The organism is Photobacterium sanguinicancri, from assembly GCF_002265265.1.
GTDB classification, from domain to species: domain Bacteria; phylum Pseudomonadota; class Gammaproteobacteria; order Enterobacterales; family Vibrionaceae; genus Photobacterium; species Photobacterium sanguinicancri.
On the sequence record NZ_NOIF01000153.1, the window covers coordinates 1 to 12,368 of the forward strand.

The window sequence follows — 12,368 nt, forward strand, 5'->3', positions numbered from 1 at the left end:
ATTTTATATAAGGTATTTTCATGTTATAAATTTTATTCAATAAGTGACACTGATCGTCTTTTTAGGCAGAAGGTGGCATTTTTTTGGCTAATGAAATTATTGTTTTTATGACGATTATTGCAGGTAGATTACTAAATATACCTTTATAGTCTGAATATTTACGTCACATTTAACTCAACATTAACAGCAATACCTCGAATTTATCGAGTCCCTCCGCTCCAATTGCCTAGTTATTTAGGCTAAAAAAACATCCGGATACAATATATTAAATGGCTTATCAACTATAAACTGATGTTGTTTTCATCTGAACTCATTACCTTCAAATATGATTGTGATAAACTCCAGAATCACAAAAGCATAACAAATAGGTAAATAAACATGAAAATGGTTCGCTGGATCCTAGGTCGTCTTATCTTAATTTTAAATGCTGTATTTTCACCTAAAGGTTTAGCTCGCGAAGCCGATAAACAACAAGAGGTGAATAATGAGGTTAAGAAATTAGCACTTTACCAATTTGAAGCCTGCCCTTTTTGTGTGAAGGTCCGTCGATCTGCAAAACGCCTGAACCTGCCTTTAGAAACACGTGATGCAAAAGTTTCACCATGGGAACAGGAACTTATAGAGCAAGGTGGAGCAAGAAAAGTACCTTGCCTACGCATTGAAAAAGAAAACAGTGACATCGAGTGGATGTATGAATCCAACGATATCATCGCTTACCTTGAAAAACGATTTGCATAAACCTTCACTGTAATATTCATAATTAAACAGTTTGAGAAATAGAATGAAAAAAACTAAAACCATCACGACTGACGACATTTTATTAAAACTTTGTCAGTCCTTTTCCGGTGTATTATCTACCGCAACTGAAACGAGTATTAACTATTCGGCAATGGTTCAAAAGATTAATAAAACAAGCTTAAAGCCAGATATTGGCTGTTTTGTTTTATTTGATGGTGGTTTTACAGGGTTAGTTGTTGCTAACTTCTCGCAACATGCAGCATTGGAATTGTACCAAGAGTACATGTTGAAAATGGGAATTCCTGCTGATGAGTTAGCGATCTTGCATACATCTGATGATGTATCAAATGTGCTGGGTGAGTTAATGAACCAAGTTATCGGTGATTTCACTAGCAAGATTCGCCGTGAGCTACAAATTTCGATTATGCAGAACCAACCAAAAATGTTGGCGCTGAACAAACAAATATTACTATCAGTAGATACTAACCTTGACCGCCCACAAGCTCGCCGTGTTAGCTTCACGACGCAGAAAAACAACATCTTCTATTTAGAACTGGCAATGGATAAGACTGAGTTCATTCAAATTGAAGAATTTGAGCAACATGCTGACGTCGATCCAGATAGCCTGATTGAAGAAGAGCAAAATAAGAAAACGGCATCAAACGAACCGAAATCAGCAGCATCTGTATCGCAATCAGAACAAGACTTACTGGATGAATTAGGTATCTAATAAATCCCTTATACTATGGTTCGTAAAAAAGGGCTTGGCAGTTTTGCCAAGCCCTTTTTAATATTGGGTAAGTACTGTATAGCTTCAGTCTTAACGGTAGCCGTGCTCATTTTTCCAGCTACGACTCATTTTATCAACAATACAGCTAGGCAATGGGCGGTGGGCTTGAGAGGGTTTAGTTGTAATAGGACGATAACCAGCGATTTTCAATCGTAAATCAATTGCTTGGTTAATTGGCATACCTGCATGCGCAAGATCCCAGCGAAACACCCTTAACGCAGTATATTCATGTTGTTCAATGTCACCACCATAAGGGTATTTCAGCACTTTCTCATAGGCTTGCGTTGCTAGTTCAAAGTTTACTTGAATCATAAGCGCCTCCTGTGAACCAATAAACATCATTTGCGTACTGGTTATAACCACAGTATTACGTTACAACGTAGCTGGCAAGAAAAATCGCCTGTTTTATGTGTTTATTCAGACACAAAAAAACCGAAACGCAGTTTCGGTCTTGTGTCTTCGCAACTTAAGAAAGCTAAACGTTACTTAGGGATATTAAAATTCTTGTCATCCGCGCAGGTGAAGGTGTAGTAATTCTTGCGTTCGCTGAATACAGTGAACCCTTTACCGTGGCAGTATGCTCCATTTAGCTCTTGCATATACGCTAACGTACTTTGATTCTTCACCACAAAATAACTGTCATTTTGACAAATAACTCGTATTTTTCCATCATCACTTTTAGAAAAAGCCTTTACCTTCGCACCACATAAGGCGTAGCTTGCTTCAACATAATCATCAGCTTGTTGATCAACAGTTTGGCTACAAGCGGTTACTGCCACAGTAAAGAAAATCACACTAAATACACGAATCACAGACACTCTCCTTTTCGACGGTGAAGAATTGTGTTCTTTTTCAGTGTAGTAGTTCTAAACAAGCACAACAAATAATTGCAGTAGAGAGTCGCAAATAAAGCCTATCTACTAGCCTTTTACATGTTTTTTCTCATCGATGCGACGGCGATGCCAAATTGAGTAATGGCGAAGTCCCGCAGGGCCATGTGCAATAAAGACAGACAGAATCAATATGGTTGCGAATAATACAGGCTTGTTTTCAGGGAGAATAATAAACGATGCCAGTAAGCCTAACTTAACAAAAGTGAGCACACCTTTAAGCTGAATTAACCATAATTTAGAACTTAATATTTCAGATATCATCATAAGTACACCAGTCGCCATGGCTAACATCCACCACATTTGCCACTGGTAACTCTCAACCTGATACAAAATACCCGCACTGGCCATCGCAATACCCGTTATATGGAGCGCACGTAGCCCTGTTTTACTCAAACGACGAATCCAGAAACGCGTCTCTGACATGCCAAATTCTTCTTGTTTGCCCCGCTTACGAGACGAACGAGAGGAGCCTACTTTTGTTTCATGCAGGGAAGAGGATTCTGTGGCACTTTCTGGTTTGGTAGATCGGGTCATAACATTTCATCTGGAATTCTTAACGGTTCGATTCTAATCATAAATAGAAAAATGTCGAACCGTTGATGAAACTTAGGTTAGATATCGCGTGATTTTCACCCATTACCCTATTGTTAGGCCGTAGTAAAAGATGATATTTGGCCATTTGTTATCAAAATACAATCCATACCAGCCGCCAGTGCCGCTGTTTGTCCCAGTAAAGTATCTTCAAATACAACACAATTTTTTGGCTCTACGCCAACACGCTTTGCCGCTTCAAGAAAGGTCTCTGGGTGTGGTTTATGGTTAGTCACATCGCTAGCCGTTACAACCGCATCAAGTAAAGGCATTAACCCTGTTACATTTAATAGTTCATTTGCATGACGACGCATACAGCCCGTACCCACGGCTACTTTCTTCTCTTTACGGTGCATCTTTAAAAGATCAACCGTCACGGGGATAATATCGCCTTTATGACTAAGGGCCTCATAATGCTGGAATTTAGTTTCAGCCAGTAGCTGAGGCTGTTGATCCAGGCCAAACTTATCGATAATGGCTTGCGCGGTTTTTATTGTAGGCATTCCACCAAGGCTATGAAGCCAATCAGCATCAAAAGGAATATCAAAGTCTTCGCAGGTTTTTTCCCATGATCCAACGTGCGCAGGCATTGAGTCTATCAAGGTGCCATCCATATCGAAGATTAACGCCTGATATTTTGAAAGATCCATCTGTAATTCCCTATTCTAGATACCTGTAATTAACCACCACGATATCGAAGAATATCCACGTTTACTAGCGGTTATCCAGATGGGCAATACCCCATTTTTTCGCGATGCGATCAAAAAAACCCTGTGTTTGCTTCAACGTTATCCAATGATCCACATAGTTGATCCATACTTGTTCATCGTTTGGTACTAGCATGGCGATTGGGGTGGGCCTTTGCATCCCTGACACTTTAGCAACCTTGAGTTTCGGATAACGGCTAGTCAGCGATGCCGCTTCTATATTCGAGGTTAAGGTCATGGTTGCTTGTTTTGATAATAATTCATCATACGGAGTACTACCTGCTGGCACGGTTTTATGCTCTGCGGCAGGAAAAAGTTCTTTCATGATCATCGCTTGCACTGTGCCAACCGTCGCAGTAACTCTGACATAGCTAGAATTAAAATCTTGCCAGCGTCGATACTGGCTCACGTTATCAGCATGCACAACAGGTACAAAAGCAAGATAGAAATAAGGTTTGCTGTAACCTGCAACTTTTGCACGCTGCATATTCAGTGATGCACTGCCCGTTATATCGTATTTATCTGTCACTACACCGCTGACAAGCGTGCGCCAATCAGCAGAAACATATTCAACCGTAACGCCAAGATCCTTTGCTAATTCGGTAGTGATATCAATATCAAAGCCTTTATAAAAATTAGTTGCGGGATCGCGCATTGTCATCGGATGCCAATCGCCTGTTGTTCCTACACGTAACACACCGCGATCGATGATCTCTTGCAGACGGCTTTTTGCGGCCAATGCCGATGATATACTTAGCACCATGTAGCATAACAGCGCACAAATAACTTTCATCGAACGGTTCCGATACAACACAGCCAGCATAAAGACCTCTCAATGTAAGCGAACGTTTTATTTTCCGAAAAATTGGATTGAGTTAACGAGCATGTTCCCACAACTCGTCAGTGCTATGGTTAAATACACCCATTAAACATAGCAGTCTTTTACACTGATAAATAACAAATTAATTACATTTGATGTTTGATATTTTTATGCGTTCGCTTCTGTTTTACTGGCTATGCCCTTTCAAAAACATGTCTACACTGGCCTCAAGATAAATCCTATTTTGTTGTTCTGAATCTTCAATTCTTTGCCCTAAATACGCCCAATAAAGCACCTTCCCATGCGCCATTAATAAGAGCTGCATCGCCGCATCATTTGCGGGTAAAGACAGCTTAATAACTTGTTTATCATGCTGGGCTTGTAAGTATTCGGCTAACATTTCCGTCGTTGCTTGTGGCCCTGCTTGTAAATACACTTTGGCTAATTGAGGGTGGGTATCACTCTGGCTGACCGCGGCTCTGTACGTTTGACAGGCTTCTTCACTCAACAGCATGGACTGAAAACGAACGACGAACTCTTTCAATACAATATCAATGGTTCGAGAATCCTCAAGCAAAGAGCCATCTAGTTGATTATCTATACATTTAGCCCTGATACAGGTATCAAAAAGATCATCTTTGGTTTTGAAATGCGCATAAACAGTTTGCTTCGATACCTCTGCCTTTATTGCAATCGCGTCCATACTCACGCCATAACCTTGTTCACAAAACAAAGCACCTGCCGCTTTTAAAATTTGCTGTTTCTTTTGTTCACTTCGTGTTGTCACTGTAACGCCTCACACCAAAACATTTAATTATCATTTTAATTACAATCAAACTAGACAGTCCAGTTCTATTCGTATATTTTTTAACTATACTCTCTTTTGATGTTGTTGACAGATACAGGATCCGATATGTCACACTTTTCGAACCGTTTTTCACTTCCCCACTTACGGCTTGCTATCAGTATAATTATTGGTTCTAGTTTACTTTCTGGGTGCAACAACTCATCAGGCGATACAAAAGAAACTAAGCAAGCTGAACAAAGCATCAATGTGAACAGCATCACGCTGCTCGCTCAAGAGAATTATCAAGTGCAACGTGAATATGTCGGCACAATTCAGGCGGGCCAGCAAGCAAAGTTAGGGTTTGAACTAAGCGGGAAGATTGCTCAGTTACTGGTTGATGTTGGTGATCATGTAAAGATCGGCGATCCCATGGTGATCCTTGATACTCAACTACTGAATACGGAAGCGGATCAACTGAAAGCGCAACAGGCGCAGGTAACAGCCCAGTTAGATCTTGTAGAAGCTAACTTAAAACGCCAACGATCATTAAAACAAAAAGGCTTCAGTGCCGAATCTGAAATAGATAGCTTAAACAGCCAACGAAATGTCTTACGAGCCAACTACCGTCAATTGAGCGCATCGCTTGCAGCCAATCAATTACAACAACAGAAATCGACCATCTATGCGCCTTATACCGGCACTGTCAGTGCTCGTCACATCTCCAAGGGAGATGTTGTCACAATGGGCTCACCCACGCTGACATTACTTGCTAGCACGCAGCAAGAAGCCCACATTGGTTTACCTGCGAAACAACTTGCTAAGCTAAAACAACAAACCTCAGATTGGGTTGTTCGAGTTGGGAGTAAAAGTTACCCCGTCACTCTTCTCAACCCAGGGGCGCGTGTTGATGTTAATTCACGGACAGTACAATTACGGTTCGCTCTACCACAAAGCGCACAAGTTATAGATGGTGAACTGGCTTATCTCGCGTTTCAAGATAACCACAATGATGCAGGATATTGGGTACCTCTTTCTGCACTAACCGATGGCGTACGCGGGGTTTGGAATGTGTTTGCTCTACGTCGAGATGACAATGCATACACCATTGAACGCCGTAGTGTGCAAGTCTTGTTTGCCAATAACGAGCAAGCATTTATTAATGGCGCAATTGCATCAGATGAGAAAATAGTTGCTAACGGACTCCATCGATTAGTCCCAGGGCAAAAGGTGTCTATCGTAAAAAAGCTTCCCCTCCCTATCAATAATAAGGGAGCATAAAGCATGTTTAGGATTATCAGTAATACACGATTATTAGTCTTAGCCGTTGCTTTATTGGTTGTCAGTGGTCTATCTGCACTTAATACCTTGCCCCGTGCAGAAGATCCTATCATCAAGAATCGACATGCCAGCGTTGTTACTCATTACCCTGGCGCCACAGCAGAACGGGTTGAAGCCTTAGTCACAGAAAAACTAGAAACCGCCTTACGCCAACTTGATGAAATAAAAGATCTCACCTCTGTCTCTCGCCCTGGGATATCAGTAATTAATATCGAATTAAAAGACGAGATCACAAATAGCGAACCTGTATGGTCACGTGCGCGCGATAAACTCTCGGATGCGGAACCCTTGCTGCCTAACGGCTCCTCCAGACCAGATCTAGACAGCGATCACGCTTACGCTTTCACCGCTATAACGGCACTCACTTGGCAGGGCCCGTCAGACCCAGATTTGTTAACGATGCGACGTTATGCTACCGAGCTAGGTAATCGCCTTCGTAACCTTAGTGGTACAGAGTTTGTTGACGAATATGGAATGCCAAATGAAGAAATTCTTGTCAGCATGGATCCTGCTGTCGCGAGTGCATTAGGCCGTTCATCTATTTCAATTTCAAACGCGATAGCTGGGGCTGATGCTAAAAATTCAGCAGGAGAATTGGTCAACAAGCACAATCGTTTTTCCCTCGAGGTGGCTGATGCTCTGCATTCTGTTGATCGCGTTAAGCGCGTTCCTATTGCTGTGGATGAGAACGGTCATGTCATTCGCTTGGAAGACATTGCGGAAGTCAAACGCACAGCCGCGACACCACCAGCTCAACTCGCTTATATTCATGGTCAACCCGCTGTAATTGTTGCTGCACGCATGCAACCACATCTGAGAGTCGATAATTGGACCAACCGTGTTCGTGATTTTTTAACTAGTTATCAGCAAGAGCTACCAAGCAACATCAAAGTAAACCTCATTTTTGAACAACAAAGCTACACGGAAAACCGATTATCTGAACTTACAGAAAGCCTATTACTCGGCTTTTCTATTATTTTGGTTGTACTACTACTCACTCTTGGTTTCCGCTCAGCCATCATTGTCGCGTTATCTTTGCCTTTAACAAGCCTACTAACCCTTACCATGATGAAATTCACGGGTTTACCCATTAATCAAATGTCGGTAACAGGCTTAATCGTCGCACTTGGCATCATGGTAGATAATGCCATTGTCATGGTTGATACTATTCAACATTATCGTCAACAAGGAGTCCAAAAAATACAATCGGCAATGAATGCTATTCGTCACTTATGGGTTCCGCTGTTAGGCTCTACCCTGACCACGATACTTGCGTTTGCCCCTATCATTTTAATGCCAGGACCAGCAGGTGAATTTGTTGGCGCGATTGCTGTAACCGTTTCGTTCTCATTGATCGGTTCTTATATTATTTCTCACACCATCGTGGCGGGCTTTGCTTCACGCTGGTTACCTGACAATACGGGGGCAAACAACCAAGAAGCATCCGCTTGGTATCATACAGGTATCCATTTACCTCAACTCCGTGAAACGTTCAGAAAATCGATTGGGTTAAGTGTTAGACACCCTTTTATTACCGCGTTATTGGTGATGATAGTACCTTTGACTGGATTTTGGGGTGCGACTCAACTCACTGAACAGTTCTTCCCACCATCAGATCGTGACATGTTTGAAATCCAGCTCTTCATGCCGCCTCAATCAAGCATTTATGCCACCGCTGAGGTAACAGAGCAGGTCGATAAAATCATGGCTGAGCATGTGAGTGTTGAACAAATTAATTGGCTCGTCGGCACCAATTTCCCCTCTTTCTATTACAACTTAGTCGCAGGACAACGTGGTGCTCCCTACTTCGCCCAAGCCATGGTGAAAATGTCTGACTTTGCCGCTGCTAATAAATTGATCCCTCAATTGCAGCAGCAACTCGATAACGCCTTACCCCAAGCGCAAATTCTCGTTCGCAAATTAGAGCAAGGTCCTCCATTTAATGCGCCATTAGAAGTACGTGTTTTCGGCGCCAATTTAGATCGTTTAAAAATGATAGGGGAAGATATTCGTTTGATCATGGCTCAAACACCAGATGTCACACATACCCGCGAAACCTTACAACCAGGCACACCCAAAGTGTGGGTAAACGTAAATGAGGAAGCAAGTCAACTAAGTGGATTATCACTTTCGGATTTCGCCAGCCTATTACAAGCCTCATTATCAGGCAGTGTCAGTGGTTCTATCATCGAAGCTACTGAGTCAATCCCTATTCGCGTACGTGTGAACGATGAAAACCGGGAAAACATTACACATTTAAGTAATTTACGCTTGCCTGTTGAATCGCGAAATGAAGTAGCGGGTATACCTGTATCAGCATTAGCTGATTTATCTCTGACACCAAGTCGTGGGGCTATTCCGCGCCGTAATGGTGAACGCGTTAACGTTATCGAAGGCTATATTCGTGCAGGTGTATTACCGCAAACAGCATTAGATCATTTTAGAGATCGCTTAGCTTCATACCAACAAACACTTCCATCTGGGTATAAGATTGAGTTTGGCGGAGAGTCTGCCAAACGGGATGAATCAGTAGGCAACCTCTTATCCAACTTAGTCATGGTTATTACGCTATTGATCATGGTTGTCGTGCTGTCATTCAATTCATTTAGACTGAGTCAGATCATTTTCACTGTCGGCTTTTTAGCCTCAGGGTTAGGTTTATTCTCTGTATGGCTATTTAACTACCCATTCGGCTTTACTGTCATCATTGGGATATTGGGCTTAGTGGGTCTGGCTATCAATGCTGCGATAGTTCTTCTCGCCGAATTGAAGTCTTGTCCTGATGCTGTAAAAGGTGACCAAGAAGCCATTCTAAACGCGGTCATGAGCTGTACGCGCCATATAACCTCTACAACGATCACGACAGTTGGCGGCTTCATGCCACTCATTCTCGCAGGAGGGGGGTTCTGGCCACCTTTCGCCGTCACCATTGCCGGCGGAACCTTGCTTGCAACGATGATTTCATTCTACTTTGTACCCGCAGGATTCCGAGTCGCTGTGATGAAAAAACCGCTAGAGGTCACGCCTGCAGTCGCATCTGTAAAGATCTAAATAGCGATTGAGAAAGGAAGTTGAAACAAAAAAGTGCGCCATTATTTGAATAATGGCGCACCTCTCATGTATTTATTGGCTTATCTTCATTCATTTATTTATATTAAGAAAAAGCCTATCTAATAGACAAGATCACACGTATTCAATAAATCTTGATACGCATTTTCAAAGCCTTGATTTGGAAAGTATTCATCGTTGATCAACAAACTCTTACTGCCGCTCCATTGCGCCAATGTAGAGCCATTACCATAAGGCATACTATAGATAGTAAAGTGACGATCACGGCGTTCATAAATCAAGTTCGCAGGCAAACGGCGACTGCGTAAATTTTGATTCATATAATATTGAAATTCACCTTGGCAATTATGTAAGACATATGATCCCCCTTCACTGCGAATCGCAATATAAGGCTGTTGAGTTTCAGCAAAGTATCCTTTGTGCCATGCCCCAAACTCTTTAACCAACTTAAGCTGAGGAAGTGCTTTGGGTTTTTCTGGTATCACCATCACCATCGCAGCTTGCTGTTGTGCATTTTTCTTCGCCAGATCATCTGGATGAGCAGTCAAAATCTTCGGATGAGAGTTAACCTTTTCAGCCGGTGAATCAAACAATGCAATAATTGTTTGAATATGTTCACCTGCAGGCAGCAGCATAGCCATAATTACCAACAGCGGCAGTGCCAATACAATCCATACTTTACGTCTATGAGTTAAACCTGTCGTTTTAGTCTGTTTAAATACATTACTCGCCCCTTTGAAAGGCGAGTTTGGATTAATATCTTCAGACAACTCACTGGAAGCGGATCGTAGAGGTTGCGTTGATTTCGCAGCTCGTAGATCATGTTGTAAATCTGTAATATCTCGCTTTAAGCGAATATTTTCTCGCTTAAGTTGAGTCAGCTCGTAGTCATCATGAGACTGCTGGGATTGGGTACTACGAAGGTGTTTAAGTTCAGCTTCCGACTTTCGTAATTTAGATTGTGATTCATCGAAGGCAATACGTAACTCTTCGTGGATTTTTTCAAGAGTGATAAGCTGATTCTGAAGTTGGTCAACACGACCATCTTTCTTAATGACAGTGCGTATTGCTTCGCTCGCACCGTTACCTTTCATGACTTGCTCATAAGCCTGACGCACCATCTGCATCAAAGCTTTAGATCCCCCCTTATCAGGATGAGAACGGTTAGATAGCATCTTATATCGCTTTTTTACGTCCTCGCGAGACATAGAAGCTGTTGTGCCAAGTATATCGTGGAAAGATGTCATGTAATCTTAGTGCCAATGAAATTCGCCGATGAAAACGCCTTGCTTATTAACTGTAACCTTTTGTCACATAAGCAAAGCGAGGGCGATTATACATAAACACAAGCATAGACAATAAGTTTGTTTTCATCTTTTGCAATACACTGCCCGAGCCGAGATATCAATAATGGTCGTTTTCGCAGTATTGTTAGAATCCAGTTCCAACTAGCATCCTATTTTGTAACATCAAACATCTAAGTTTGTTTTTCGCATTCTAAACTCGCCAGGTGAGCAACCAATGTGCTTTTTAAAGACACGGGAGAAATACGATACATCTTTAAATCCTGTCGAATTTGCTATGGTCGCGATCTTTTCACGATCTGAACGCAATAACCCACAGGCAAGGTCTAATCGTTTCTTAATAATGTATTGCTTAAGTGTGACTCCCATAATGCTGTGAAATAAGCGAGAGAAATACGTTGGTGAATATTGGCACGCATTGGCGAGCTCTTCTTCCCTTAGTGGTGCACTGATATTTTCATCAATGATTTTTAATGCTGGTCGGATCGATATTTCACGACTTTCTAAATTACCTTTTGCATCAGTATGAATGCTGTGAGTATGCAGCCTTGTAAAGCATTCATCTAGCTGCTGTCGGTTTGCATCAGCACCAATCACATCCTCACCACCAGCTCGGAGTACATTCAGCGCAAGATCGGCATCAAGTTTATGGTAAACGACCACTATCTTGGCCGATGGGAAACGATTCTTGACGGCACGTAACAGTTCAAAACCTTCAGATGATGAGCTTAGTACTTCAAGAAATATAAGCTCATGCCCTGTCATCGTAGAGAGCAATTCGTAAGGAGACACATCGACCACACTGTGAGAAAACTTCAGGTTTTCTTTTGCCACAGTCGGCTTATCTTGTTGGCAACAATTTACCCAAATCACAAATCCACCTTTGAATGTGTCAGCAAAAATAACCTTAACAAAGTCGATGAGCAAACTACGGCTCACTTTGTTAACCTCTGACACTCCATGTCGATGAATACTAAAAATCGCAACTTATTATTAGTATGATTTCACATACAAATTTTTCTTACTTATGAATAAGTAACGTCTAAATTATCCAATAATTCCAGTCGCTCTACTTTGTCTCAGAGTTGATGATTCAAGACAAAAAAAGCGAGTTTTACCACGCTTCAATGAGTTAGTTTGTCTTTCCCCCTCTTTTAGCACCTTTTAAATAACCATGGGTTCTATTGAACATGCTACTCATAATTATTCATTCTAACAGCTGCGTCATTTTTTTGACCATAAAGAATTAAGAGCGAGCAATTTCCACAGATAACCCTAATTTAATATCGCATTGTTATTCTTTTACAACGTTTATTAGTGACTATTTTTAC

Annotated in this window: 12 protein-coding genes; 4 read left to right on the forward strand and 8 right to left on the reverse strand. The window is 41.7% G+C overall.

Going from position 1 to position 12,368, the window contains the following annotated elements:
- Nucleotides 1-378: 378 nt before the first annotated feature.
- A complete protein-coding gene (locus ASV53_RS18415; RefSeq protein ID WP_094958167.1) occupies nt 379-738 on the forward strand; it encodes a glutathione S-transferase N-terminal domain-containing protein in 360 nt (119 codons plus the stop codon).
- A gap of 43 nt (nt 739-781) precedes the next feature.
- On the forward strand, nt 782-1,468 hold the full coding sequence (locus ASV53_RS18420; protein ID WP_062691099.1) for a DUF3334 family protein: 687 nt from the start codon (nt 782-784) through the stop codon (nt 1,466-1,468).
- A 90-nt stretch (nt 1,469-1,558) separates the two neighbouring features.
- Here ASV53_RS18420 and ASV53_RS18425 read toward each other — a convergent pair whose 3' ends face one another.
- From ASV53_RS18425 to ASV53_RS18450, 6 genes are all read right to left on the reverse strand, one after another.
- Nucleotides 1,559-1,840, reverse strand: coding sequence for a hypothetical protein (locus tag ASV53_RS18425; protein WP_062691100.1), 282 nt, complete (start codon nt 1,838-1,840; stop codon nt 1,559-1,561).
- 170 nt (nt 1,841-2,010) lie between these two features.
- Complete coding sequence (locus ASV53_RS18430) at nt 2,011-2,340, reverse strand: hypothetical protein (protein ID WP_062691101.1); 330 nt, start codon at nt 2,338-2,340, stop codon at nt 2,011-2,013.
- 108 nt (nt 2,341-2,448) lie between these two features.
- Entirely contained in the window at nt 2,449-2,955 is a 507-nt protein-coding gene (locus tag ASV53_RS18435; RefSeq protein WP_239928850.1) for a hypothetical protein, read from the reverse strand.
- 113 nt (nt 2,956-3,068) lie between these two features.
- On the reverse strand, nt 3,069-3,662 hold the full coding sequence (locus tag ASV53_RS18440) for an HAD family hydrolase (RefSeq protein ID WP_062691102.1): 594 nt from the start codon (nt 3,660-3,662) through the stop codon (nt 3,069-3,071).
- Between the two features lie 64 nt (nt 3,663-3,726).
- Nucleotides 3,727-4,512, reverse strand: a complete 786-nt coding sequence (locus ASV53_RS18445) for a transporter substrate-binding domain-containing protein (protein WP_094958168.1) — start codon at nt 4,510-4,512, stop codon at nt 3,727-3,729.
- A gap of 214 nt (nt 4,513-4,726) precedes the next feature.
- Nucleotides 4,727-5,326: a TetR/AcrR family transcriptional regulator gene (locus ASV53_RS18450; RefSeq protein ID WP_094958169.1), complete on the reverse strand. Its 600-nt coding sequence runs from the start codon at nt 5,324-5,326 to the stop codon at nt 4,727-4,729.
- 126 nt (nt 5,327-5,452) lie between these two features.
- Between ASV53_RS18450 and ASV53_RS18455 the strand changes: the two genes are divergently transcribed.
- Both ASV53_RS18455 and ASV53_RS18460 read left to right on the forward strand, forming a co-directional pair.
- On the forward strand, nt 5,453-6,604 hold the full coding sequence (locus ASV53_RS18455) for an efflux RND transporter periplasmic adaptor subunit (protein ID WP_094958170.1): 1,152 nt from the start codon (nt 5,453-5,455) through the stop codon (nt 6,602-6,604).
- Nucleotides 6,605-6,607: 3 nt separating this feature from the next.
- The gene (locus ASV53_RS18460) at nt 6,608-9,715 is read left to right on the forward strand and encodes an efflux RND transporter permease subunit (protein ID WP_094958171.1); all 3,108 of its coding nucleotides are present in this window, start codon (nt 6,608-6,610) and stop codon (nt 9,713-9,715) included.
- A 119-nt stretch (nt 9,716-9,834) separates the two neighbouring features.
- On the opposite strand, the gene ASV53_RS18465 is transcribed toward ASV53_RS18460, so the two are convergent.
- Complete coding sequence (locus ASV53_RS18465; RefSeq protein ID WP_094958172.1) at nt 9,835-10,908, reverse strand: hypothetical protein; 1,074 nt, start codon at nt 10,906-10,908, stop codon at nt 9,835-9,837.
- Nucleotides 10,909-11,202: 294 nt separating this feature from the next.
- Nucleotides 11,203-11,976 (reverse strand): helix-turn-helix domain-containing protein, encoded by a 774-nt coding sequence (locus ASV53_RS18470; protein ID WP_239928851.1) that lies wholly within the window; start codon nt 11,974-11,976, stop codon nt 11,203-11,205.
- Nucleotides 11,977-12,368 lie beyond the last annotated feature (392 nt).